This window comes from Parafrankia irregularis (assembly GCF_001536285.1).
In the GTDB taxonomy this organism is placed as follows: Bacteria; Actinomycetota; Actinomycetes; order Frankiales; family Frankiaceae; genus Parafrankia; species Parafrankia irregularis.
In genome coordinates, this window is the sequence record NZ_FAOZ01000004.1 from 1 (window position 1) to 25,839 (window position 25,839).

The 25,839-nt window shown below is 72.5% G+C and carries 17 protein-coding genes; 8 read left to right on the forward strand and 9 right to left on the reverse strand.

Annotation, left to right across the window (positions count from 1 at the left end; genetic code table 11):
- The first annotated feature begins 238 nt into the window (after positions 1-238).
- The 7 genes from AWX74_RS07100 (at position 239) to AWX74_RS07130 (ending at position 7,171) form a co-directional block, all read left to right on the forward strand.
- Complete coding sequence (locus AWX74_RS07100; RefSeq protein WP_054568725.1) at positions 239-1,021, forward strand: enoyl-CoA hydratase/isomerase family protein; 783 nt, start codon at positions 239-241, stop codon at positions 1,019-1,021.
- A gap of 5 nt (positions 1,022-1,026) precedes the next feature.
- Complete coding sequence (locus AWX74_RS07105) at positions 1,027-1,908, forward strand: SDR family oxidoreductase (RefSeq protein ID WP_226931150.1); 882 nt, start codon at positions 1,027-1,029, stop codon at positions 1,906-1,908.
- A complete protein-coding gene (locus AWX74_RS07110; RefSeq protein WP_091272989.1) occupies positions 1,905-2,672 on the forward strand; it encodes a TetR/AcrR family transcriptional regulator in 768 nt (255 codons plus the stop codon). Before AWX74_RS07105 ends, AWX74_RS07110 begins: the two co-directional genes overlap by 4 nt.
- Before the next feature lie 18 nt (positions 2,673-2,690).
- A complete protein-coding gene (locus AWX74_RS07115; RefSeq protein WP_091272991.1) occupies positions 2,691-3,914 on the forward strand; it encodes an acyl-CoA dehydrogenase family protein in 1,224 nt (407 codons plus the stop codon).
- Positions 3,914-5,050, forward strand: coding sequence for an acyl-CoA dehydrogenase family protein (locus AWX74_RS07120; protein WP_091272993.1), 1,137 nt, complete (start codon positions 3,914-3,916; stop codon positions 5,048-5,050). The genes AWX74_RS07115 and AWX74_RS07120 overlap by 1 nt, the downstream gene beginning before the upstream one ends.
- Positions 5,051-5,227: 177 nt before the next feature.
- On the forward strand, positions 5,228-5,605 hold the full coding sequence (gcvH, locus tag AWX74_RS07125; RefSeq protein WP_091273680.1) for a glycine cleavage system protein GcvH: 378 nt from the start codon (positions 5,228-5,230) through the stop codon (positions 5,603-5,605).
- 75 nt (positions 5,606-5,680) lie between these two features.
- Positions 5,681-7,171, forward strand: coding sequence for an L-serine ammonia-lyase (locus AWX74_RS07130; protein ID WP_091272996.1), 1,491 nt, complete (start codon positions 5,681-5,683; stop codon positions 7,169-7,171).
- An 83-nt stretch (positions 7,172-7,254) separates the two neighbouring features.
- Here AWX74_RS07130 and AWX74_RS07135 read toward each other — a convergent pair whose 3' ends face one another.
- From AWX74_RS07135 to AWX74_RS07165, 7 genes are all read right to left on the reverse strand, one after another.
- The gene (locus AWX74_RS07135) at positions 7,255-11,163 is read right to left on the reverse strand and encodes a diguanylate cyclase (RefSeq protein WP_131799418.1); all 3,909 of its coding nucleotides are present in this window, start codon (positions 11,161-11,163) and stop codon (positions 7,255-7,257) included.
- A gap of 307 nt (positions 11,164-11,470) precedes the next feature.
- Complete coding sequence (locus AWX74_RS07140; protein ID WP_091273001.1) at positions 11,471-13,306, reverse strand: Ig-like domain-containing protein; 1,836 nt, start codon at positions 13,304-13,306, stop codon at positions 11,471-11,473.
- Between the two features lie 179 nt (positions 13,307-13,485).
- On the reverse strand, positions 13,486-14,568 hold the full coding sequence (locus AWX74_RS07145; RefSeq protein WP_091273003.1) for a hypothetical protein: 1,083 nt from the start codon (positions 14,566-14,568) through the stop codon (positions 13,486-13,488).
- A 306-nt stretch (positions 14,569-14,874) separates the two neighbouring features.
- Positions 14,875-16,017 carry a hypothetical protein gene (locus AWX74_RS07150; RefSeq protein ID WP_091273006.1) on the reverse strand — a complete coding sequence of 381 codons (1,143 nt, stop codon included), beginning with the start codon at positions 16,015-16,017 and terminating at the stop codon, positions 14,875-14,877.
- Positions 16,014-19,550 carry an AAA family ATPase gene (locus AWX74_RS41985; protein ID WP_091273008.1) on the reverse strand — a complete coding sequence of 1,179 codons (3,537 nt, stop codon included), beginning with the start codon at positions 19,548-19,550 and terminating at the stop codon, positions 16,014-16,016. The genes AWX74_RS07150 and AWX74_RS41985 overlap by 4 nt, the downstream gene beginning before the upstream one ends.
- The gene (locus tag AWX74_RS07160; protein ID WP_091273010.1) at positions 19,550-20,719 is read right to left on the reverse strand and encodes an exonuclease SbcCD subunit D; all 1,170 of its coding nucleotides are present in this window, start codon (positions 20,717-20,719) and stop codon (positions 19,550-19,552) included. Before AWX74_RS07160 ends, AWX74_RS41985 begins: the two co-directional genes overlap by 1 nt.
- 36 nt (positions 20,720-20,755) lie before the next feature.
- Positions 20,756-22,672, reverse strand: coding sequence for an ATP-binding protein (locus AWX74_RS07165; RefSeq protein ID WP_091273013.1), 1,917 nt, complete (start codon positions 22,670-22,672; stop codon positions 20,756-20,758).
- Positions 22,673-23,145: 473 nt separating this feature from the next.
- On the opposite strand from AWX74_RS07165, the gene AWX74_RS07170 reads away from it, so the two are divergent.
- A complete protein-coding gene (locus AWX74_RS07170) occupies positions 23,146-24,567 on the forward strand; it encodes an ATP-binding protein (protein ID WP_242666116.1) in 1,422 nt (473 codons plus the stop codon).
- On the opposite strand, the gene AWX74_RS42820 is transcribed toward AWX74_RS07170, so the two are convergent.
- Together AWX74_RS42820 and AWX74_RS07180 are read right to left on the reverse strand one after the other, a co-directional pair.
- Entirely contained in the window at positions 24,534-24,863 is a 330-nt protein-coding gene (locus AWX74_RS42820) for an isocitrate lyase/phosphoenolpyruvate mutase family protein (protein WP_091273015.1), read from the reverse strand. The genes AWX74_RS07170 and AWX74_RS42820 overlap by 34 nt on opposite strands.
- A 107-nt stretch (positions 24,864-24,970) precedes the next feature.
- Positions 24,971-25,786, reverse strand: coding sequence for a carotenoid biosynthesis protein (locus tag AWX74_RS07180; RefSeq protein ID WP_226931149.1), 816 nt, complete (start codon positions 25,784-25,786; stop codon positions 24,971-24,973).
- Positions 25,787-25,839 lie beyond the last annotated feature (53 nt).

The following is a 25,839-nucleotide window of genomic DNA, read 5'->3' on the forward strand; positions in this document are numbered from 1 at the left end:
CCGAGATCAGCGTGACGCCCGAAGCCCTCGCCGCATAACCTTCCATCAGGATCACGCGGAGTCACTCTCCGTACACCACGCCCCCGGACGTGACCCCGCGTCCGCCGGGTCGCCGCGTCCGCCGGCTCCGCCGGAGCGGCCCGGGCCGCTCGAACGACGGTGGAAAAGCAGCGTTCTCTTCGCTAAAGTGCCGTTCTGATCATCCAGAACGCCATTTTGATCAAGCTGAGGACGGTGCATGGCCGACGCGCGGGTGCGGCTCGACATCGACGGTCCGGTCGCAGTGATCACCAACGACAACCCGTCGAAGCACAATGCCTTCGACGACGAGATGGATCTCGCCCTGTTCGAGATCCTCGGCGAGCTGAAAGCCCGGCGGGACGTGCGCGCCGTGGTGTGGCGGGCCGAGGGGAAGTCCTTCTCCTCCGGCCGCGATGTCGGTGCCCTCGGCGGCGGAGCCGTCGAGATCAGCCATCACGATCTGATGAAACGCGGCCACCGCGGCATCCTGCAGATCCTCGACCTCGAGGCGCCGGTCATCGTCGCCATGAAGGGCTGGTCGATCGGCGCGTCGTTCCAGCGGGCGCTGATCTGTGACATCCGGGTGGCAGCGGAAGGCGCCCGGTTCATGCTGCCCGAGGTCGGCCACGGCGTCATTCCCGACACCGGCGGAATGGCGCGGCTGTTCCAGATGTGCGGCCACGGCGTGGTCAGCGACCTGGTGCTCACCGGGCGGCCGATGGACGCCGCCGAGGCCCTGGCACACGGCGTCGTGTCCCGGGTGGTCCCGGCGGACCAGCTCGACAGCACCGTGATGGAGATGGCCGCGAAGATCGCCGCGGCGCCGACCGTGACCGTGAACATGGCGCGGCGGGTGATCCGTCACCTGTCGGAACCCGCGCTGCGCTCGTCGATGGCGGACGAGCTGATCTACCAGACGTTCGTCAGCAGGTCGGACGACCTGGCCGAAATGCGACAGGCGCGCGCCGAGGACCGGGCACCGCGCTACACCGGGAGCTGACAGCCTTGACCACGACCATCGGCCTGCCCGAACCACCGGCCCCCGGCGCGACCGCGCTGCCGCCGGGCACCTTCGCCGGAGTAGCGGTGGTGATCACCGGCGGCGGCACCGGGCTCGGGCGCGCCATCGCCACCGAGTTCGCCCGGCTCGGCGCCGACATCGTCCTCGGCAGCCGCAAGGACGAACACCTCGAGGCCGGCCGGGCGGCGATGGAGGAGCTCGGAGCCCGCGTGCTGGCCGTCAACTGCGACATCCGGGACCCGGAACAGATCGCGGGGCTGTTCACCGCCGCGCAGGAGGAATTCGGCCTGCCGGGCGTGCTGGTGAACAACGCCGCCGCGAACTTCCCCGTCCCGGCCGAGGAGATGTCGCCCAACGCCTGGCGCACCGTCGTCGACATCACCCTCAACGGCACGTTCTTCTGCGCCCGTGAGTTCGCGCGGCGCCATCTGGCCGCCGGCACGCCGGGATCAGTCATCAACATCGGCGCGTCCTACGCCTGGACCGGGGGGCCGGGGTTCGCGCATTCGGCCGCGGCGAAGGCCGGGGTGAAGAACATGGTCGAGACCCTCGCCGTCGAATGGTCGCCGTACGGGATCCAGGTCAACGGGCTTGTGCCCGGGATGTTCCCGCATGAGGACCAGACGGCGGACATCAAGGGCAACCTCGCCCGCAGCTCCGACAAGGACGCGACCCAGCCCGCGCTGCGGGTCGGGCGCCTGCGTGAGCTCGGCTGGGCCGCCACCTTCCTGGCCTCGCCCTACGCGCGTTTCATCTCCGGCCACACCCTCGTCGTCGACGGGGCCAACTGGCAGCGGCGATCGCTCACCAACCCGGCTGTGGTCACAGTCAGGGACCAGATGGGCCGCGGTCCCTTCAATCCATGACAGCACCGCCGAACCTCCCGCTGCCGCCGAACCTCCCGCCACGGGGGGTCGAGCGCGCGCTCGCCCGCCAGCGGCACCGCTACGAGGACGAGGTCGAGCGCCTCATCGACGCGACCTTCCGGGTCATGCGCGAACGCGACACCGCCAATCCGTCCGTCAGCGAGATCCTGGCGGCCTCGGGACTGTCGACGACCGCGTTCTACCGTCATTTCCCGACCAAGGACGACCTGCTGCTCACGCTCCTCGAACGCGCGCACGACATCACCAGGCGGCACATCGAGGAGCGGCTGGCCGCCGAGAGCGACCCGGTCCAGCGGATCGCCGAGTGGGTGCGGGCGATGTTCGACCTGCTGCGCACGGACGACCTGGTGGTGGCTAACCGGCCCTTTCTGCTGGCTCATCCCAGGCTGCTCGAGCGGTTCCCGGCGGAGCTCGGCACCTGGTTCGACGCCCTGGTGGCACCGCTGGCGACGGCGATCGCCGACGCGAGGCGAGCGGCACCCGGGGCGCCCGCACCGCCGGCGGCAACCATGCCGTCGGCAACCACGCCGGCGGCAACTACGCCGTCGGCAGCACCCACCCGGCCGGACGTGCCCGGGTCCGACGCCGCGGTGGACGCGCGCCTGGCGATGCAGCACGTCTTCGGCATCCTCGTCGATCACGCGGCGCTGCGGCGCCGGCTGGAGGCGCAGACGGTGGATTCGGTGATCTCCTACACCTGGCGTGCCGTTCTCGCCGCCGGCCCGGCGACTCCGTCCTCGTGACGAGTTAGGGGCGCGCGGATGGACATTCGGTTGAGCGGCGAGCAGCGGATGCTGGCGGACCTGGCCGCGCGGATCGCGGCCGATCTCGCACCGGGCGGCGTCGCCGCCCTGGCGCCCACCGTACGCGGGGACGGGGACGAGGCCCGCTGGTCGACCCTGGTCGAGGCGGGGCTGGTGGCCCTGCACATTCCGGCGGAGCGCGGCGGCGCCGACGAGGGCGGTGCTTACGAGGGCTGCGCTGACGGGGGCGGTGCTGACGGGGGCGGCGGCGATGAGGGTGGTGCCGGCGGAGGCGGGGTCGTGGCGGCCGCGCTTGTCGCTGAGCGGCTGGCGGGAGATCTCGTACCCGTGCCATTCGTGGGCGCCGCCGTGTGGGCGCCGACCCTGCTCGCCGCGGCCGGCGACCGGGTAGCGGTCCAGGCCGTGGCCGCGGGCACGCTGCGGCTCGCCCCGGTTCTGCGCACCGATCTGACCGGGCTCGCCGGTCCGGGTGAGCCCGGTGTCGCCTTTGACGCCCAGGGCGCCGACGCGGGTCTCCGGATCGGCGCCGGCGGCTGCCTACGAGCGGTGCGGCTCGATGCGGCGGCTGGCGGCGCCGACCTGACGAGATCGATGTGCCCGGTCCCCGCGGACGCGCCGGCAGCCAGTGGGATTCCCCCGGTCGGTGGGGCGCTCACCCGCGAGGATCTGGCCCGAGCCGAGGCGGTCGTCCTCGCGGTGCTCGCCGCGGACCTGCTCGGGGTGATGGGCCGCGCGCTCGACGACGCCGTCGCCCACGTCCGCGGGCGTGCGCAGTTCGGCGTTCCGGTCGGCTCGTTCCAGGTCGTCCAGCACCTGGCCGCGCACGCCGCCGTTCTGGTGGAAGGCGCGCGCAGCTCGATGTGGCATGCCGCCTGGGCGGCCGGCGAGCTGCCCACCGCCGACGCGCTGCTCGCGGCCCGGCAGGCGAAGGCGTTCTGCGCGAGTGCCGCCCGCGAGGTCGGTGAGATCGCCATCCAGATGCTGGGCGGGATCGGCCTCACCTGGGAGCACCTGGCGCAGGTGCGGCAACGCCGCATTCTGCTTTCCCGGCGCGTTCTCGGCGATGAGAACGCCCAGTACGCAGCGATTGCCACCACCCGGCTGGCCGGTGTCGGCGCGGGCACGGGCTCGGAATCGGCGGCGGAACCGGGAACAGAACCGGGAAAAGAACCGCGCGCAGGAGCAGGAGCAGGAGCAGGAGCGGGAGCGGGAGCGGGTTGATGGACTTCTTCGACAGCCCCGCGGAGGAGGCGTTCCGGTCGGAGCTGCGTGCCTGGCTCGCAGCCCAGCAGGTCGCGCCGCTGCCATCCGATCCGGACGCGCGCATCGAGGCGCTCGGGCAATGGCACCGGAAGCTGGCCGCCGCCGGATATGTCGGCCTGACCTTCCCGGTGCAGTACGGCGGACGTGGGCTCGCCCCCACCTTCGACGCGATCCTCAATGACGAGCTGGGGTTCGGCGGCTATCCACCGCCGCCCGCCATCCACCACATCACCAACGCGATCCGCCTGTTCGGGTCGGATGCGCAGAAGGCGCGGCACCTGCCGGGCATGCTTGCGTGCACGGAACGCTGGTGCCAGGGCTTCAGCGAACCGGATGCGGGCAGCGACCTCGCGTCCGTCCGTACCCGTGCGATCCGCGGCACCGACGGTGAGGGCCGCGACGTCTACCATGTGCACGGCCAGAAGATCTGGACCAGCGAGGCGCTGTGGTCGCAGTGGTGCCTCCTGCTGTGCCGGACCGAGCCCGACAGGCCGGCGCACCGCGGACTGTCCATGCTGCTCGTCCCGCTGGACCTGCCCGGCATCGAGGTGCGTCCCATCGTCACCGCCGGCGGGGCCCGCGAGTTCGCCGAGGTCTTCTTCGACGACGTCCAGGTGCCCGCGGCCGGTCTGCTGGGCGCGCCGGGGCAGGGCTGGGCGATTGCCATGCAGCTGCTCGGCTATGAACGCGGGCCCGGGGACATCGGCTGGGTCGCCCGCCTGATGCGGATGCTCACCGTGCTCGAGGACGACATCCGTTCCGGTCGGGTGGTCACGGACGAGACCGGCCGCCGGGATGTCGCCCGCGCCTGGGTGACGCTCGAAGCGCTCCGGCTGCACGTCGCGCGGACACTTTCCGCCCGTCTCGACGGATCGCTGCCGGGCCCCGAGGGCTCAATCGACAAACTGCTCGTGACGGAGGCCGACCAGGTTCTCAACCACGTCATCATGGATCTGCGCGGAGCGGCCCCGCTGCTGGCCGAGGAATCCTGGCTCGATGCCTATTTCTGGTCGCGGGCCCAGTCGATTTTCGGCGGGACCCAGCAGATCCAGCGCTCGATCGTCGCCCAGCGCGTGCTCGGCCTGCCGAGATGAAACCGCGCGCCGGGCCGGGCGGCGGCCCGGTAGCCCGGTGCCCGGTGGCGGACGGAATCAGAACGTTCGGGGTGTGTTGATCCACAGAACGGTGGTCGGAACGGCCCCCGGGTTGCTGAACTGGTGGGTACCGACTCCGACCGGCCGCTGTCGACCGTTCCAACGAAGGACCGATCCATGACGATTCCAGCTCATCTTTCGTACACGACCGACCATGAATGGCTCGCGCTGGACGGCGATACCTGCACGGTCGGCGTCACCGAGTACGCCGCCACCGCGCTCGGCGACGTCGTGTTCGTCGAGGCACCGGAGGTCGGCCAGGCGGTGACGGCGGCCGAGGCCTGCGGCGAGATCGAGTCGACCAAGGCCGTCAGCGACCTGATCGCCCCGGTGTCCGGCGAGGTCGTCGAGGTCAACCCGACGCTGCGGGACAAGCCCGGCCTGATCAACTCCGACCCGTACCAGGAAGGATGGATCTTCCGCGTGCGGGTGACCCGGACCCCGGCCGATCTGCTCGACGCCAATGCCTACGCCGCGCACATCGGCGAGGCGTGACCCCCTGTGACGCCAGTGATCTCCATGATCCCTGTGACCGATGTTCCCGCCCGGGCCGAATAGACGGGTGTCGCCGTGGCGATCAGTGTTTTCGAGCTGTTCAAGGTCGGCATCGGGCCGTCCTCGTCGCACACCGTCGGGCCGATGCGTGCCGCCGGGATGTTCGCGGAGCACCTGGCGGCTGGCGGACAACTGCTCCGCACCGTCCGGGTGCTGGCCGAGCTGTTCGGATCGCTGGGGGCCACCGGCCGGGGCCACTCCAGCGACCGTGCGGTGATCCTCGGCCTGCTCGGGCACCGCCCCGAGACGATCGACCCGGCGCAGGTGGACGCCGAGGTGCGGGCCGCCCACGCGAACGGCTGCCTCGACCTGCTCGGCCGGCACCGGATCGGCTTCGACCCCGGCCGGGACCTGGTGCTGCACTTGCACAGAACGCTGCCGTTCCACCCGAACGGCATGCGTTTCACCGCCTTCGACGAGACGGGCGCGGTGTGCGGCGAGCGTGTGTACTACTCGGTGGGCGGCGGGTTCGTCCTCGACGAGGACACGATCGCCAGCACGGACCGGCTGACCGCGGACGGGACCGTGCCGCCCTACCCGATCACCTCCGGCGACCAGCTGCTGAAACACTGCTCCGCGTCCGGCCTGCCGATCAGCGAGATCATGCTCGCGAACGAGACGGTGTGGCGCACGCCGGAGGACGTCCGCAGCGGTCTGCTGGCCATCTGGGACGTCATGCAGCGCTGCATCGTCAGCGGTTTGTCGACCGAGGGCACCCTGCCCGGCCGGCTCGGCGTCCCGCGCCGCGCGCCGGGCCTGCACCGCCGGCTCACCGCCGAAGAGCTCACCGCCGAAGAGCTCGCAGCCGCGGAGCCGAGCGTCGCGGTACGTGGTTCCGCGGAGCCGCGTGTCGTGGAGCCCGGTTCCGCGGAACCGGGCGGCGCGACACGCGGCGGCGCCCCGCTCGACCCGCTGCACGTCATCGACCGGGTCAGCCTCGCCGCCCTCGCGGTCAACGAGGAGAACGCCGCCGGCGGACGGGTCGTCACTGCTCCGACCAACGGTGCCGCGGGCATCATTCCCGCCGTCCTGCACTACCTTTCCCGGTTCGTACCGGGCAGCACGGACGACGACGTGGTGCGTTTCCTGCTCACCGCTGGCGCGATCGGACTGCTCTACAAGGAGAACGCCTCGATCTCGGGCGCGGAGGTCGGCTGCCAGGGTGAGGTCGGCGTCGCCTGCTCCATGGCGGCCGCCGGGTTGTGCGAGGTGCTGGGCGGGACGCCGCAACAGGTCGAGAACGCCGCCGAGATCGGTATGGAGCACAACCTCGGGCTCACCTGCGACCCGGTCGAGGGGCTCGTCCAGGTGCCCTGCATCGAGCGGAACGCGATGGGCGCGGTGAAGGCCATCAACGCCGCCCGCCTGGCGCTGCACGGAAGCGGCGAGCACATCGTGAGCCTCGACAAGGTCATCCGCACCATGCGCGAGACCGGCGCGGATATGAAGGACAAATACAAGGAGACCTCTCGCGGCGGCCTCGCCGTGAACTTCATCGAGTGCTGACCGCTCGGCGGCCGACATGAACCGGCTTCCGTGTAGTTGGAATCGCACCGTGTTCACGCGCCGTGTTCACACGGGGGAGGACGTCAAAGTAGCGGAAGGATCGCGACGCCGACGGTTCCGCGGGCCGTGCGCTTCGCCCGGTACATCGCGCTGTCGGCCGTTCTCAGGAGGTCACTGGGATCAGTGTCGCTGGAGCGGGTGAGGGCGACTCCGACAGTTGCGCTCAGGCCGATGAGATCGTCGCCGTGGTGCACCGGGTCGGCCAGGACCTGTCGGAGGCGACGTGCCACGGCAGTGGCCTGCTCCTGGTCGGCCTCACCGAGAATCACGACGAACTCGTCACCGCCGAGCCGGTAGGCCGTGTCGCCGGGCCGGCAGGCGTGGACGAGCCGGCGGGCGACGGTGCTCAGGACGACATCTCCGGCCTCGTGGCCGAAAGTGTCGTTGATCTGTTTGAAGTGGTCCAGATCGACGAACACGATCGCGGTGGTGCCCGCGCCGGGCCGGAGTGCGTCCAGCAGTGCGGTCCGGTTGGGCAGGCTCGTCAGCGGGTCGTAACGCGCCTGGCGCAGCAGCTGGTCCTGCAGGCTTCTGCGTGCGGTCACGTCGTGAATGGTCGTCAGCCTTCCGCCGATATCCGGGTGGGCGAACTGGTCGGAAGCACGGAAGTCGAACCAGCGGTACACCCCGTCAGCCCCCCGGAGCCGGAGATCGCGCACCGTCGTGACGCCGGTGGGCGGGCTGCGGCCGGTGTCGTCCGCCGGGGCGAGCGCACGTCGAAGCTGGTCGATGTCGTCGGGATGCACCATGCCCCACTGCTGCCCCCGGAGGGCATCGGCGTCGTAGCCGAGCAGACGGGTCACGGCGGAGCTGACGAACGTGACGTTGGCCTGGCGGTCGGTGACGAGCACGATGTCGTGGACGTTGTGAAGCAGAGCGGACAGCGTTTCGTCCTCCCGGCGTTCCGCCTGGGCGAGCAGCCGGGTCGCGAGCGCCAGCCCGAAGACGGTCGCCGCCACGGAACAGATGATCAGCGCATACTGCCACCCCTGCTCGGGGCGCAGTCCGGACAACGCGGCCGAGGTCGGAAGTTCCAGCATGACGTACCCCCCGTCGGCCAGGGCGGGATCACGGACGGCGAACGCGATGGAATCCTCCGCGGTTGTCGCCGGCCCCGGCAGCCGCACCGCGCCGGAAGCAGGCAGTGTGGCCAGGACCGCGGGGTCGGCGAGGCGGCGGCCGATGAGCCTGCGGTCCCAGGAGTACCTGGCCACGCCGTTGACGTCCAGTTCGGACAGTCCGCCCGTCGAGCCGAGGCCGACCGACCCCACCGCCTCGTACCCCTGTTGCTGCGGTGAGATGTCGGCCCGAATGCCGATCGAGACCACCGCGATCGACGCACCGTTCTTCAGGACGGGGAGCAGCGAGTAGTTCCAGTAGTTCCCGTCGACCGACTGCACCGGCAGGTTGCCTGCCTGGCCACCCAGCGCGGTGGCGAACGCCGGGTCCCCTGCCCGTGCCGGAACGGGTGCGTCGGCGGGCGCCGCATCGATGACCTGGCCGTCTCTGCTCAGAAGCGCCATCGACGTGCCGTCGGACAGCACGGCGAACTGATTCAGCACGATCTTGTTGGCGGCGGACGGGGTGAGCGTCCACGGCACCGCGGAGATGTCGGCGATCAGATTCCTTGTGGCGCCCGACGCGTCGTTGTAGCGCGCGGAGCCCTCCGCCACATCGGCGAGTTCGTGGAGCCTTCCCCGGGTGGCCTCGCGCTCGGCCGCTCGGTCCAGGCTGAGGGCTGTTCCCGCCATCACGACAAGCAGGATCGCCGCGAGGACCAACGGCCCCCAGGTCTGCAGCCGCCTGCCGCGCCCGTGGCCGGCCTTCGCGGCCGGCTGGTGCATGTCCGGCCGCCGCCGCGCAGCGCCGGCAGGGCGAATCTCCCTCCCGGCGGCCTCGCCGCTGGGGATCTTCCCGGCGGCGCCCTCCTCCACGGCGGCGCCCTCCTCGCCGGGGGTGACCGCTCGGGGAGCTGGCTCCGCCTCGCGGAGCGCGACCGGCTCCGGCTCAGGTCGACCGGGACGACCGGGACGACCGGGGGCGCACTCCTCAATCACCCAACGACTGCCGCCGTCGCGTTTGGCCCGGTACATGGCGTGGTCAGCCTGCCGCACCAGCTGGTCGGGGCGGACGCCGCCGCGGGGCAGACCGTCCGGAACGACCGCGCCGACGCCGACACTTGCACTGACGCGCGGTCGCCGACCATCAACTGTCATCGGACCCGCGAGAAGGTCGACGACGCGGGCGGCCACGCGGATGGCCTCGGCCCGGGAGACGCCCTGGAGGAGGACGACGAACTCGTCCCCGCTGAGACGTCCGACGACGTCCTCACGCGGCGCGTTGCCGGCACGGTCACTTCCGGTACGCACCGCGTCGACGAGCCGGCGGGCGACAATCCGCAGAACCTCGTCGCCCACCTGGTGGCCGTGGGTGTCATTGACCGCTTTGAACCCGTCGAGGTCGACGAACAGCAGGAAGACGGAGGCGTTGGTGGCGACTGTCGCCGCCAGAGCGCTGTCGACGGCGGCCATCACCGCGGTCCGGTTGGCCACACCGGTCAGGCCGTCGGTATGCGCCTGGTCGGTGAGACGGTCCTGGAGATCCTTGCGTGTCCCGATCTCATGGCAGGTGACCAGGATTCCGCCCACGGCGGGATCGTCGCGCAGATCGGCGGCCTCGACGTCGAAGCAGAGCCATCCGGTGGGGCCGATCGCGGGGGAACCACGCGTGTCGCTGAGAAACCTGACATCAAGCTCCGGCGGCAACCGCGGGTTGTCGATCAGGGCCCGGACACGTGGCACGTCCTCGGGGTGGACGAGGTCCGTCAACGGCCGGCCGAGATCGGCCGGCGGCGCGCGTCCGAGCAGGTGGCGGCCGGCCGCGCCGACGAAGGTCAGCCGGTGACTGTCGGCCTCGGCGACCAGGACGAGATCGAGCGTGCCGGACAGCAGCGCGTCGGTGCGTGCCCGGCCACGTCGCGCCGCGCGGGTCCAGACCGCCCCGAAGAGCGCCAGCGACGAGAGGCAGGCGACATACACCGTGGTGAGGGTGATACCGCGCTGTCGCTGCTGTTCGCGCAGGTCCGCATAGAGGTCGGCCTCGCGGCGTTCCAGCAGGAGGTAGTAGCCCGTGCTGGGGACGCGGTGCGCGAAGTGGACGACACGGTCGTCGCCGTCGCCGGTCGTCCACTCGCTGGTGATGCCAGTCGCGACCTCGGCCAGGTCGGCCGGGGCCAGGACCTGCGTGCCGATCAGACCCGGATCCCAGGCGTTCACCACGACTCCGGCCCGATCGGTCTTGTACGTGCCCTTGTCGGCGACGGCCTGGGCGAAGGCCTGGAACTGGGAGTTGTCGTTCGCTGCCACCAGAACCCCCCAGGGCCGCGCCCCACCGACCGGCGCTGTCGTGGCGACCAGCTTCCGGCCGGCCAGGTCGAACAGGTCCGACGCGGCCGCTTTGCCTGCCAGCGCCGAGTCCCAGGCAACCCCCAGTTCGGTGACTGTCGGCGACGGCTGCGCCGGGTCGAGGCTGGCGGTGACCGTCCCGTCCGGTGCGTACAGCGCGACGGCCTGGTTGGGGACGAACGTCGGCGAGTTCGTGAACAGACGCAGGAGCTCCCTGTTGAGCGCCGGGTCGTCACGCGCGAACGGGGTGACAGCCACCTGGTCCGCGAGCAGCTGCGGATTCTCGAGCAGGTTGGACATGTTCGCGAACTGGCCGACGAGGCGCTCCCGGTCGGCCAGTCGCTCGGCCTCCTCGGCCGCCAGTCGGGCCCGCCCCAGCATGACCAGGGCGATGCCCTGCCCGGCGAGAAGGCAGAGCACGCCCAGGAGCAGCAGCCTGACACCGCGGCCCCGAACGCGCAGGCCCAGTGCGCGGACCCTGCCGGCCGACAGCTCGCGGCCGGTCATACGGGCCCGCGTCGCCTGCACGGGATCTCCAGTCGGTGGTGCCCCGGAGCGCGCGTCACCTTCAGTGACTTCCCGGATTCGGCCGGCAGGATGCGCGCAGCGCCGAGGCGCTGTTCCGGGAGACGACCGCGCCTCGGGTCAGCCGGTGACGGTGCGCCGCCGGACGTGCCGGACGTACGTACCGGATGTGCCAGATGTACCGGACGTACTGGGCGGCGCTCCGCCGTCCGGACGGGCGGCGCCGCCTGCTCAGACGGCGCCGCCCGCTCTTCGACGTCTTTCGTTCAGCGACGTTGCCTGGTCAGACGGCGCCGTCCGCTCACTCTCGCTACCTGCACTGGCCGGAGCGCGGGCCGCCGGCGGTGTTCCCGACCTGCTGCAATGTCGGTTCGTTGCCGCTGCAGCTGAGCGGGCCGGAGACCTGGTTGTAGCTGAATCCGGGCACGGTGTCGCCCGGCAGCGGGCCGCTGCCGCTGTTGTCGGTGATCTTCGCCGGGCCGCCGACGGTGTTGCCCGAGGCCTCCAGGCCGCCGGAGTTCCCGGTCAGGGTCAGCGGCCCGCTGACGGTGTTACCGGCGCAGGCGACGGCGTCGCCCGGGTCGGCACCGACGAGCACGAAGCCACTGCTGTTCCTGATCGTCACCGGGCCGCTGATCGTCGTCTGGCAGAGGGAGACGGCGACCGCGCCGTCCGCGGTCACCGGCCCGGCGAGGGTGGCGCCGGAGAGGGCCAGCGCGCCGCCGGCCTTCACGGTCACCGGCCCGTTCTGCCGGCCGCCGGGGCCGAAGCACAGGGCCTGACCGGCCGTGACCGTCAGTGGGCCGCTGCGTGCCGTGGTGACGCACGGCTGGCTGAAGCCGACGGTGACAGCCGTCGGAGCCGGGGTCACACTCGCCGCGTGGGCCGCGTCGCCGCCGTAGCTGGCGGTGATCGGGTGCGTGCCGGGCTGGAGCCCACGCAGGCTGACGCCGGCGGTCCCGTCGACCAGCGTCGCCGTTGCGAGAGCGACGTCCCCGTCCAGGAAGGTGACCGTTCCGGTGGGAGTGCCGGCGCCCGCCGGTGTCGGCGCCACGGTGGCGGTCAGGTCCACGGCCTGCCCGAACAGCGGCGTGGACGTGCTGGCGCCGAGCGAGACCGACGACCCGTAGCGGAACGAGACGGTGGCGTGCCCGCCCGCGTGGTTCACACCGGAGACGAGGGAGACGTCCGTCAGCGTCGGCGCGGCGTACCCGCTGCCACCGCCGCCGCCAGCGCCGTAGAGATTGCCCGGGTTGCCGCCGCCGGAGCCGCCGCCTCCACCGCGGTAGCCGCCACCGCCGCCACCACCACCGTTGCCACCGGCACCGCCGTTGCCGCCGGGGCCTCCGCTGCCCGGGTTGACCTGACTGGTGACCGGGTCGAGGTCGCCGCCCGCGCCGCCGGGGGCGCCGATGTTGGAGTTCCGGCTACCGCCGTCGCCGTGCGTGGTCTGGGTGCCGCCCTTGCCGGCCAGCCCGGAGCCGGCGGGGCCGCCGCCCTCGCCGCCGTCCGCGCCTGCCAGGCCGCCCCCGTCACCGCCGTGCAGCAGGGGGCCGCCGTTTCCGGCGCCACCCCCGCCGCCGGCCACCATGATGCGGTCGTTCGGGCCGAAGGCACCGACGCGCACATCCGAGCCGCCGCCGCCGGCCCCGCCACCGCCGTGGGCGCCGCCACCGCCCCTTCCGTGCCCGATCCCGCCGTCGCGGGCGAACTCGCCGCGCCGGGACGATCCGGGCACACCGGCCGCGCCGACCGTGATCTGCAGTACCTGCCCCGGGCTGACGGCCACGGTCGCCCGGGTCTGCCCGCCGAGGCCGCCCGGAGCGCCGTCGTTCACCGGGTTCGGGGTGACATACCCGGCCGCGCTTCCGCCCTCGGCGCCGTACAGGTCGATGGTCACGCTGGTGACGCCGTCGGGAACGGTGAACGTGTCGGTGCCGGCGGTGGTGTAGACGCAGGACGGCGCGGGCGCCGCCGTGAGAGCACCCGCCGTGCCGCAGGCGGCCAGGCCGCTGCCGGTGTCGGCCGCCGAGGCGGCGGCAAGGGGGAGTACGAGTGGAACCGCCGCGGCCGCCGCGACGACGCCGACCAGAGCACCGGCTGTCCCGGTGATTCGGCGTCTGCGAACAAGTGGACCACGCTTCAAGGAAGTGCACCGCCTTTTCGGGCCCGGGCGCTGTCGCCCGGGCCCGTGATAACCGCAGATAACAAAGGGACTGACAGTGGGCCTTTTCCATCTCACTCACGGTCCACGGTCGGGAACGGCCGATGGTCCGAGTCGACGATGGAAAAGGCCCACACCGGGTCAGGGGGTCGAAACAGAGGTCAGACGCCGTCGTCGGCGCACAGCGCCCAGGCCTCGGTATAGGTGTTCGGCGAGCTCGCGCCGCCGGTGTGGCTGTACGCCGTCCAGTAGGCCGCGGTCGTGGTGCCGTCGGCGACGGCCGTCCCACCGGAGTTGCTCGGGTAGCTGCCGTTGAGGTGCGTCCCGCCCGAGCCTGGCCCGGTGAAGGCAGTGGTCGTCACACTGCCGCCGCTGACGGCGGCGCCACCGCTGATCAGCTTGCCGTCCTCGCCGCCGCAGCCGACCGTGGCGGTCTGGCCGGTGGTCGCGGACGTCGGACCACTCACCTCGGTGTACCGGACGGTCACGGTGACGCCGCTGACGTCGATCTCGTCGCCGCTGCAGATCGCGTAGGCGTAGGTCGTGTTGCCGCTGTTGCCGCCGCCGCCGTTCCACCCGACCGCCGTCCAGGCGTTCGGGTTGGTCTCCCCGTTGCCTGCCGCGATCTGGCCATAGCTGTGGGTGGAGTCGTTGAAGGTCGGGAAGCTGGCGATCGGCTTGAGGCTGCCGATGCTCGCCGGGGTGGCACGCGCGCCACCGCCGAGCAGGATCGTGTCCTGCGGGCAGACCGCCGTCACCAGGCCCACCGTCGACGCGCTGGCCGGGCCGGAGACCTTGTTCATGACCACCTGGGTGTGATCGATCAGGTCGCTGGTCACGCACATCGCGTACGGCGTGCTGGAGTAGGCGGCGTCGAACGTGCCACCCGACCCGCCGATACCGAGCCAGTGCGTCACGTCGGTCCCCACGACACCGGTCGTGCCGGTGTATTCGGTGCTGCCGTCGGGACTCGGCGAGGTGCCGTTGACGTGGTTGCCGTTCGACACCATGCCGGTGCCGATGGCCTGGTTGATACCGCCGCCGAAGGCCAGACCGCTGGCACAGTCGGCATGGGTGGAGATCTCGGAGAACGCGGCCCCGGGCCCGCTGGTGGCCCCTGGTGTCTTCACGGTGACGCCGACGGTGTTGGCGTGTGCCGCACCAGGAAACGCCACGGCCAGTGCCGCGCCGAGGGCCAGCGTGCAGCTGACCCTGCGTGCGGGCATGCCAAACAGCCTTGTCATCGGTTTCCCCCTCGTGACCTTCGCTTCGGTGCACGAGCGAGCAACCGTGCCCGTCCCCACCGGCGAATGACGTCTGTGTGAAACGCAGGGTGTGCGACGCTGCACTGCATCCGCTGATGCGGAGCAATTGATGACTATAGGCCGCATCTACGGGTCCTGTGGCATGTTGCAGCGACTCGTCTGTAGGAGCTGGCGCGGCGAGCCGCTGCTCCGGGCGGATGGCCCCGGCCGCACGACGCGCCGGCGGACGTCAGCAGCCTCGCAAGATCACTCCTGGTGACCTCGCTGATATCGCGACGGGGTGGGTCAGGCGGTGGCGCCGCGGCGCAGCGAGCGGTACAGCAGCTGCGCGTCGCCGAGGCGGCGGCGCAGCGTTCGCTCCAGGCCGGCGATGGGGTAGAGGTTCTGCGGGGCGCGGGCGTCCTTGAACTCCTGGGACGCGAACCGGGGCAGCGTGGCCTGGCTCAGGTCGGCGAGCTCGACGGCGTGGTCGACGGACGTGCCGGAGCCGCACTCGACCCGCACGATGCCCGCCCAGGGAGCGCCGGGGCGGCAGGGCAGGCGCAGGTACCAGCTTGGGCGGTCCCAGCTGCGTCCCACCGTGAACACCGGGGTGCGTTCCCCCGGCCCCAGCCGCCCGACGACGGCCAGCGGCGGGCCTTCCAGGTAGGACGAGTGATGGGTCTTGACGAAGCCCAGCGTGCGGGGGAGCGCGCCGGCATGCAGGGGGCCGTCGACGACCAGCAGCGCGTCCGTGAAAGCTCCGTCGGCCCCGTGGGCTTCGGTGGCCGGGAACGGGTGGTGGGCCCGCAGGTCGCGGTGGGCGCCCAGGGCGGTGGTCATCTCCAGTCCGCGCAGTTCCCGCTGGAGGGCGAGGTTCAGGTCGTCCGGGCCGGCGCCGTCCGTCTGATGCAGGTGGTAGGTGCCCTCGGCGGTCCTGACGTCACCGGCCTGGCGAGCCGACGTGAAGAGGCCGCGGCGCACATGCGCGGCCAGCAGGTGGGCACCGGCGCCGCAGCAGCAGACGACACCGCCCGCGTAGGAGGCGCAGATGGCCGGTGCGGCGATGTTGGCCGCGGCGACGCCGTCCGCGGGGGCGCCGTCCGTGGGGGCGCCGTCCGCGGGGGTGCCGGCCGGCTCGGTCTCGTGGATCCAGGCCCGGGCCTCGACGCGGCGCACACCGTCGACGAACAGCACCGCGGACGGCGGCGTCACAGCGAGACCACGGGCCGCCGGAGTGGGGACCGGTCGCCAGGCGGGCACCGGCACCTCCACGCCCGCGTTGGCCGGCGTCTTCGACTCCTTCAGGCCGTCGTCGGCGACGGAGGTGCCGTAGCTCGGGTCCCAGGCGTCGACACTGAACCGCATCCCGCCCACGCCGGCCCGCGGGGCCGGCACCGCGGACGCGGTCGTGGCGGCGGTGGTCCGCCGATGGCTGTCGTCGCTCACGTGGACTCCCTCCGGATGGTGGAGGTGCGCTGGTCACGGGTGACGGCGAAGCGTACCGGCACCCGTTCGGCGAGAGCGCCGACGTGGGTGACGATGCCGACCATCCGGCCGCGGCCGGCGCTGGTCCCGCCGCTGGCGAGGTTCTCCAGCGCGGTCGCGACGACGTCCAGGGTGGAGTCGTCGAGGGTGCCGAAGCCCTCGTCGAGGAAGATCGAGTCGAGCTGCGCGGCGCCGGCCGCCGCCATCGTCGTCAGCTGCGCCGACAGGGCCAGGGCGAGCGCGAGGCTCGCCTGGAACGTCTCCCCGCCCGACAGGGTCCGTACCAGGCGGCGCGAGTCGGCGTCGGCGTGGTCGACGACGAGGAACTCGCCCTGTTCGTGGGTCAGCTCGAACTGGCCGCCGGACAGCTCGGCGAGGGTGACCGACGCGTCGGAGACCAACGTGTCCAGCGCCGCGGCGACCAGCCACCGCTGGAACCGGTTCGAGCGCAGCAGAAGATCGAGCTGGTGTGCGACCTGCTCCTCCTCCCGCGCGCGGGCCAGGTCGGCACTCAGCGCGGCGGCCTTGGCACGTCGCTCGGTGACCCGACGAAGCTCGGCTTTCGCCTGTTCCAACGCGGACGACGTCGCCTGGGCCGCGGCATCTCCTACGGACCGCCCGCCTGGCCTGGGCCGTGGCACGGCGTCGGAGACGATCCCGCCGCGTGGCTGCCGCTGTGGCTGCGGCGGCGGGTTGTCCTGCCTCGGTAGTGGGATGCCGTGCGCGACGAGGACCTCGGTCAGCGCTCGCGTCACCGCCTGCCCGGCCTGCTCGGCCCGGCTGACCTGTGCGCGCAGGCCGGGCAGCTCGCGCTCGCGCGCCGACGACTCGGCTGCCGTCCAGCTGGTGAGCGTCGTCCAGCCGGCGAGCAGATCCTGGCTGTCGACCGTGGGCGCGCCGAGCGCGACGACGGTGTCCCTGGCGCGGGCGAGCACGGTCTGGGCGTCGCCGCGGGCCTGCTGCGCGGCGCGCAGGCCGGCCTCGGCGGCATCGGCATCCGCCCGGGTGGCGCGCAGGCCCTGGTCCGCTTCCGTGACCGCCCGGTCGAGCTGGTCGAGCTCGGCGAGTGCCGCCGTCACCTCGTCGGCGGGAGGGGCACCGGCGAGCGCGGCACGCAGCTCGGCGACCAGGCGTTCGGTGGATGCCAGGCCGACCGCCGCGTCACGCTCGGCACCAACCGCCGCGAGCTGGTCGGCTTCCGCCTGCCCGGCGGCCGCATCGGCGTGGTCGTATGCACGCCGGGCGTCGTCGCGGGCGGCGCGGGCCGCGCTCTCCTCGACGGTGGCGGCGGTCAGCCGCGCTTCCCGCCCGGTTGCCTGCTCCTCGGCCCAGGCGACCAGCCACGCCCAGCTTCCGGCCAGGTCCGATCCGCCTCCGCCTCCGCCTCCGCCATCGCCGTTGCCACCGGTGCCGGCACCGGGACCGGCACCGGGCCCGGTATCCGCGGGCTCGTCGGTGAGGACCGGAGCACCGAGCACGACCAGCGGGTCGCGGGCGGCTGTCAGTGCGGCGCGAGCCTGTGTCTCCGCCGCGGCGAGCTGTGCCACCACCTGACCGGCCTGGTCCGCCACGCGGCGCGCCGCGGCAAGCTCCTGCCCGGTCCGGGCTACCTCCTGCTCGCGGTGGGCGATCTCGGCGAGTCCCGCGTCGACGCCGGCGGAGTCCGGGGCGTCGGCGAGGGCAGCCTGCAGGTCGTTGACGCGTTCGCCCAGCTGGTGTGCCCGCAGGCCGGCGGAGAGCTCGGTGCGGTCGGCCTCGGTCGCGCGCTTGTTCGCGAGGTCGAGGGCCGAGGTGGCGTCATCCAGCGCCGCCTGCGCCATCACGAGGGCCGCGGGCGCCCCCGGCCGGCCGTCGCCCGTGGGCTCGGGGCCGGCCGGCTGCCGGTTGCCGGCCGTGGGCAGGGTGACGACGGTCTGCTCGCACACCGGGCACGGTTCGCCCGCGACGAGGTGCGGGCGCAGCGCACCCGCGAGATCAGCGGTTCGCGCGTGTTCCAGTGCCCGCGCGGCCTCGCCGCGGAGCTGTCGAGCGGTCTCGACGGCGGCGGCCGCGGTGTCCCGGGCGGCGCGGGCCGCGGTGTGGACGGATTCGGCTTCGGCGCGGGCGACGAGCTGGCGGGTGAGATCGTCGTGGTCGGCGCGGGCGCGTTGCAGCATGGTGCGGTCGGGGGTGGCGGCGAGCGCGGTGCGGGCGTCGTCGTCGGCCCGTTCGGCGTCGTGGCGGCGCTGGGCGGCGCGGTCGGCGTCATGCCGGGCGGCACGCAGCTTCCCGGCCAGCTCGACCACGCCCTCCGGGGTGCGCACGGCGGCGAGCAGCTCATGTTCGGCTCGCAGCCGGGCGACCTCGTCAGCCAGTGCCTGGGAGGTCCGCTCCGCGGCGTCCCGCGCCGAGGCGGCGGCCTCACGGGCGCTTCGGGCGCCGGCAACGGCCTGGGCCACCCGGGTCAGCTCGTCCCGCGCGGCGACGTGCGTGGCCCGGGCCCGGGGGAGATCGGTGAGGGCGGTCGCCAGGCCGTCGTGGTGGCGGCGGGCCTGCTCCAGGGGAGCGCGGTCGGGCGCGGCGGCGACCGCGGCGCGGGCGGCGGTGTCGGCCCGCTCGGCCTCCTGCCGGGCCTTGGCCGCGTCGTCGGCCGCCGCGGTGGCCCGCGCCAGCCGGGCCGTCAGCTCGACGACGTCCCCCGGAGCCCGGATCGCCGCGAGCAGGTCGCGCTCACGTTCGACCCGGCCCAGCTCGGCGGTGGCCTCGGCGGCGGCGCTCGCGTGGGTGGCGAGCTCGGCTCGGGCCCGGTCCACCTCGCCGGTGAGGGCAGTCAGCGCGTCCACCCGGCTGCCGGCGGCGAGCTCGGCGTCCTCGGTGGCGTCCTGGTAGCCGGCGAGCTGCTCGTCGAGCACCGCGGCCCGCTGCCGGCGGTCACCGGCGCGGCCGGCGGCCGCCGTCCGGACCTCGTCGTAGACGCCGAGGCCGAGCAGCCTGGTCAGGATCCGCTGCCGGTCGGCCGGTCTGGCGTGCAGGAACTCGGCGAAGTCGCCCTGCGGGAGGACCACACAGGAGCAGAAGTGCTCGAAGCCGAGCCCGAGCAGTGCCTCCACGGCCCCGGTCACCTCGGAGTCGGCCGCGACGACCTCGGTCGCCTCGCCGGCCGCGCCGAGCCCGCCCGGGTCGACGAGCTTCTCCAGCCGCGCGCCGCGGACGGTGACGGAGCCGCTGGCGGACCTGCGCAGCTCTCGGGCCACCACATACCGGGCACCGGCGGCGTCGAAGACCAGCCGGACGGTGCCGCGCACCGCCGTCGGGGCGAGGGCCAGCGACACCAGTCGGCGGTCGTTCCACCGTGGCACCGAGCCGTACAGCGCGAACGTCATCGCGTCGATGACCGTGGACTTCCCCGACCCGGTCGGCCCGACCAGCACGAAGTAGTCGACCTCGGTGAAATCCACCGCCGCCGGGTCGCGGAACGAACCGAACCCGGCGATCTCCAGCAGCACGGGACGCATCAGCCCTGCCCTCCGACGATCTCGTCGTGCAGGGCGGCGAACAGCGCCTCGACCCGCTCGTCCGCGACACCCTGGGTGCTGAGGTACTCACCGAACAGCTCGGCCGGCCCGCGCTGCCCGCCGTTGGACGGGCGGCTGGGCCGGTCCCCGTCCACCGGCCGCGCGAACTCCGGGTCGATGCGGACCTCGAGCGCGTTCGGCAGCAGCTCCTGCACCTGGTCACGCAGCCCGGCCCGGGCCGGCTCGCGCACCAGCACCCGCAGCAGCGCGTCGCCGTACTCGGCGGCCTGGTCGCCGAGCTCCGCGACCGTGCCGCGCACCGTTCGCAGCCGGCGCCCGGCCGCGATCGGGACGTCGATCCCGCGGGCGGGGATCCCCGGTGCCGCCTCGACGACCCGCACCACGGGGGTGTTCTCCTCCTCGCCGAAGTCGAGGGCGAGCGGTGACCCGCAGTACTCGACGGGGCAGGGCGCCGGCAGCGTCTGCCGGCGGTGCAGGTGCCCGAGGGCCACATAGTGCGCGTCGGCGGGGAACGCGGTCGCCGGCACGAAGTAGTCGAAGATCGACTGCGCGAGCCGTTCGCCGCCACCGAACCTCCCGCCGACCACGGTCAGGTGCGCGAGCACCACGTTGACGGCGTCGTCGGCGAAGCCCGCGGCGAGGCTGGCCAGCAGGTCCCGCACCGCCTGGTCGTAGCGGCCCGTCTGCTCGGCCGGGGTCTGCGTCACCAGCTCGACGGCCCGGACGGCGTATCGCTGGGACAGGAACGGCAGCACGGCCACCCGCACCGGCTCGCCGCTGCCGCGGGCCACAAAGGAGATCACCCCGCCCTTGTCCGCCCGGCGCGGGGTGCCGACGAAGGTGATCCCCGCCGCCGCCATCAGTGGGCGGTACGCCTCGAAGGACCCGGCATGGTCGTGGTTACCCGCGATGACGATCACCTCGGCGCCGGTGCCACGCAGCCCGAGCAGCGCCTGGATCGCGAGTTTCTGTGCCTCGGCCGACGGCGCGGCCGACTCGTAGACGTCACCGGCGACCAGCACGGCGTCGACCTCGTGGGCGCGGGCGATCCCGACGATCTCGCGCAGGACCGCCTCATGGTCGTCGAGCCGGCTGCGGCCCTTGAGCGACTTCCCGATATGCCAGTCGGATGTGTGCAGGAACCTCATGGCGGCGGTCCTTCTCGGCGGGCGTGACCGGACGGGTCAGAACGGCAGGGGGTCGTCGGGGTCGGGCAGCAGGTTCCACGGGTCCGGACGGGCCGGCGTGCCCGGCCCCGCGGAGCCGCCCGGTTCCGCGGAACCATTCGCACCCGCGGCGCCGTGCGTCCCTCCTGGGCCGCTCGTTGTGGCTGGCGCTGCCGGCCCGGTGCCGTCGGTCTCCGACGGCCGGGTCGCCCAGGCGGGGAACGGGAACGAGACCGCGAGCGGGACGGGGATCTCGGGCTGCGAGACGAACATCGTGCCCGGCTTGGCCAGGGTGGCCCGGGAACGCTGCGCCGGCGGCAGGAAACCGTACTCGGGCCGGCCGGCCTCGGCCGTGTCCAGCCGGCCGACGATCTTGATGGAGCTGTTGGCGATGATGCGCCGCTCCACCTCGCTCGCGGTCTGCTGCGCGCCGATCAGGATGATGCCCAGCGACCGGCCGCGCTCGGCGATGTCGAGCAGGACGTCCTTGATCGGGCTGGCGCCCTCGCGTGGGGCGTACTTGTTCAGCTCGTCGAGCATGGTGAACAGCAGCCCGCCCGGGCCGGCCTCCTCCTTGCGCCGGGTCTCGTCGGCGAGAACCACTCCGACCACGAACCGTTGCGCCCTCTCCGGCAGGTTGTGCAGGTCCACGACCGTGACCTGCTGGCCGGTGGTGCTCACCCGGCGGCCTGGGCTGTCGGGCAGATCGGCCCTGATCAGCCCGCGCAGCGCCCGCAGCGACGAGCGCAGCCGGCGCACGAACGCGTTGACCGTGCCGGTGCCCGTCGCCGGCCCCGCCCACACCGCCCGGGTGGCGTCGTCGTTGACCCGGTCGATGACGAAGTCGACGAGGTCGTCGTACGTCCGCAGGGTCCGGCCCTCGACCGTGATCGCACCGTCCGCGCCGAAGGGCCGCGCGTCGAGCCGCAGCCGGTTCGTCACCTGGTGCACGACGATCGTGTACTGGTTGCGGTCGTCCTCCGCGTCGGCGAACACGTACGGCAGCAGCTCGTCGGCGCAGAACTCGCGCAGCGTCCACCAGAACGCCTGCACACCGGACGTCCGGGCGGTGACATGCGGCCGGCCACCGGTGTCACCGGGCAGCGGTGGGGCGAAGAAACCGGCGGACGCGAACGGCTCGGCCGGCAGCCCCAGCTGTGCGTAGACGGCACGGACGTTCTCGTCGATGCGGCTGTTGGGGTGGTCCAGGAACAGCAGGTCCTCGCCCTTCACCGAGAAGATCAGCGCCTTGGCGTTCACCGCCTCCCGGCCGAGCACGCCGCTGCGGAACACGGAGTAGAGCAGGAACAGCGCGAAGCTGGTCTTCGTCGCGACCCCGGAAATGCCGCTGATCGACACGTGCGCGCCGCGGGTGCCGTTGAGGAACTCCAGGTTGACGTAGATCGGGGTGCCGTCCCGGCCGAGCCCGACCGGGATCCTGCGGTCCATCTGGTCGAAGTACAGCGCCGTCGCCCGCTCGTCACCGGTCGCCCGCCGGACCAGCTCACCGGGCCGCGGCGGCACGAAGATCTCCGGCTCGACCCGGGTGGTGGTGACCTCGGCGATCTCCTGCACCTGCGCGGGCAGCACCCCGTCGGCGATGAGGAAGACGTCCGAGTCGAACGACGCGCCCTCGTGTCGCGCCTCCACCTGGGTGACCACCCCGGCCGTCATCACCGGCCCGACGCCCGGCACCTGGCGCACCGTGACGACCACATCGTCGAGCTGCAGGTAGTTCCCCTCGGCCAGCGCGACGTGGAACAGCAGCGGTGTGGCCTGCTCGGTTCCCATCACCCGCCCGACAACCCCGCTGACCTGCTGCCCGGGGCCGGAGACCGCCCCGTTCGGAACGCCGGGTGTGTCCGGTACGGCCCCGCCCGGCCAGGCGCCGTTCGGTGCCGCGCCGCCAGGCCCACCGGCCTCCGTCACCGTCACCGAAACGCCACCTCCCCGCACCTACGATCACCGTGGGCTGCCGGCAGCCGCCCCACCGGACCGATGGTGCTGCTGGCGGCGCACAGCGCCTACATTCGGTGGATCGTATGCCGCACCCGGCGAACCAGCCGGACCGCGGCGCCCGCGCCTCTCGGATCTTGCCGCTGCTACCGAGCAGGACCTGAGGATGTTGGTTGTTCCGGCGACCGCAAGCCTCAGATCTTGTCCGGCGGCAGCGGCGGCAACAGTGGTAGATCGATGCGGCAGGTCGAGGAACGAAGGATTCTGGTCGTCCGGACGACCGCGATCCTCCGCTCCTGCCTGCGGGCAATGCCAGTCGCGGCGGCGCCCGGCCGGAGCCGCGACTCGAGGAGTCGTCGCCGCGCGGCCACCGTGGCCCTCGCCAACGCCGGCGTTACTAACATCGGTGTCGGTAACATCAGTGTCGGTAACATCGATGTTAGTCTCGTCGTGTGCGCGAGGACTTCGTGGGGCGTGGCGAGGAGCTGGCGCGGCTGGGTGCCCACCTCGAGGCGGTGCGCGGTGGCCGCGGCCGGCTGGTCAGCGTGCGAGGGCGCCGGCAGGCCGGCAAGTCCAGGCTGATCGGTGAGTTCGTCCGCCGGTCCGGTCTTCCGCAGCTGTTCGCGACCGGTTCGCGTCAGGCCACCCTCCAGCGCGATCTCGACGGGTTCGTCGAGGACGCACGTCTGGACTGCACGCTGCCCGGTGCCGACGGGCTGACGGCGGGCGGGTTCACCAGCTGGGAGCAGGCGCTGCGCGCCGTTCACGCGGCCCTCCCCGCGGACGGGCCGTCCATCGTCGTGGTCGACGAGTTTCCATGGCTGCTGGAACGTGACCCGGGAATCGACGGCACACTGCAGAAGCTGTGGGACAGGCTTTTCGAGGCCCGCCCCGTCCTGTTCGTCGTCATCGGCAGCGACCTGGCCGTGATGGAGATGCTCACCGGCCACGACCGGCCGCTGTTCGGGCGGGCGCGGGAAATGGTCGTGGAACCGTTCTCCGTCGGCGACACCGCCCGGATGCTCGAGCTCGACGGCGACCGCACCCGCGCCGCGGAGGCGTTCGACGCTCAGCTCATCACCGGCGGCTATCCCCGGCTGCTGCTGGAATGGCGACGACTCGGTGACCTCTCCGCCTTTCTCACCGAACAGCTTTCGGATGACAACTCCGAGCTCCTCGTCACCGGGCAGCGGATCCTCGACGCGGAGTTCCCCCGTGATCTGCAGGCGAGTGGCGTGCTGCGGGCCATCGGTGCCGGGGAGCGTGCCTTCTCCGCGATCGCGTCCCGGGCCGGCGTGGCGTCGACACCACTCACCCGCTCGCTGGACCTGTTGGCCGGCAAGAAGGTGATCGCGGTCGACCGCCCGTTGGCGGCTCGGGCCGGGACGGCATCCCGCTACCGCGTTGCCGATCCCTACCTCCGGTTCTGGCTGCGTTTCCTGGAAAGCGCGGTGGTCGACATCCAGCGCGGCCGGCCGGACCTGGCGCAGGCCAGGGTGGCCGGCGGCTGGGCGGCCTACCGCGGCCGGGCCGTCGAGCCGCTGGTCCGCCAGGCACTCACCCGACTCGCCATCGATGATCCTGTGCTTGGCGCCGCCGACTCCGTGGGCGGCTGGTGGCCGCGCAGCCAGACTCCCGAGGTGGATCTGGTCGGTGTGCGGCCGCACGGAGCGGCGAACGAGGTGACCTTCGTCGGCTCGATCAAGTGGCGGGACAGCGAGCCGTTCGGCCAGGCCGACCTCGACCACCTGTTGCGGGACCGGGTCGGCGTTCCCGGTGGCGACACCGCGCCCCCGATCGCCGTCACCCGGACGACCAGCCAGGTACCGGGCCTGCCGAGCTATGACCCGGCCCGCCTCCTGCGGGCCTGGTAGGCCCGGCGTCCCGCGGGTGCCCGGGACAGCACCCAGTCGCCCATCGCGCCGACCATCTGACCTGCGCTCGGGTCGGCGAGGTCGGGACGTCCGTAGAGGAAGTTCTCCGACCTGGCGGTGAGCACGAAGTCAAACGGCAGCGCGCGTGCGGCCTCGGCCGCGGCGGCTACCCGGTCGACAGCCTCGGCGAGGTCCAGAACCGGCGCGTCGGCCACCCCGGTGGCGTCCTCGATGGAACAGCCGGCGAGCCCGCCGGGCCGAGCCCGGATCCGAGGCGTTGGCCACGACGAAGACACCGGTGTCGTGCAGCCGGGCGAACACCGCCGCTCGGCTCGCCTGCGCGGTCATGTGGCCTCGCCTCGACGGTTCAGTTGACACACTCCGGAGAGACTCTTTTCGGCTGTCAGCGGCGCGCTGTCCTGGCCAGGGCCAGGACAGCCACGAAGCCCAGGGTCATCAGGCCCGTCACAAAGGCCGTGCCGTAGATGTCGCCGACTACGAAGGTCCGGTCGCCCACGGTGACCTCGCCCGGCGGCGGTGAGAGGTAGAACCCGAGCAGCGGCAGGACGGGCAGTGCCCACACCACGCTCGGGAGGATTCGGGCTGCCTGGGTGCTCGCCGGCCGGTCGCGGGAAACTCTGGATTCGACGAGGGCGAAGAGCTGGAAGATGATCCAGCCGGTGAGAAGCCAACCGAGGAAGTTCGAGATCGGCACCCCGTAGAACCCACCGGGATGGCGGTAGTCGTACTGGGAGTTGACCGTGGCGAACACCGCGTCGAAGGTGAAGTCCCAGCCGGTGAGCACCACGGCCGCGACGAGCGGCGTTGTGAAACGTTCGGCACCGGTCGGCCGGGTCGGTGTGGCACGGACTATTCCGGCGGCCAGCACCCAGGCGATCCAGCCGTAGCCGAAATAGGCGAGCGGGACGACCAGCGGAATGTCCAGCAGGCGCGGCCCGCCGGTGTTGTGCTCGTAGAAGCCGAACGGGAACCCGCTGGCCACGCTGCTCGCTTCCAGCGCGAACGCGACGACGTAGCTGATCCCGAAGAAGGCGCCGATGCCCCGCCAACCGGCCGAACACGAACCGTGCGCCAGGCTGAACAACAGCGCCACGCCGGGCAGCAGGTCCATGGCGGTGTCGCCGAGTGACTCACCGGCCCCAACGGCTCCCGCGATCGCGGCCAGCGAGGCGATCGACGTCAGGATCCAGAGGAGCATGCCGTGGACCCGTCCCGTGGGTCGGCCGCCGGCCCGGTCACGGGCCCGGTCAT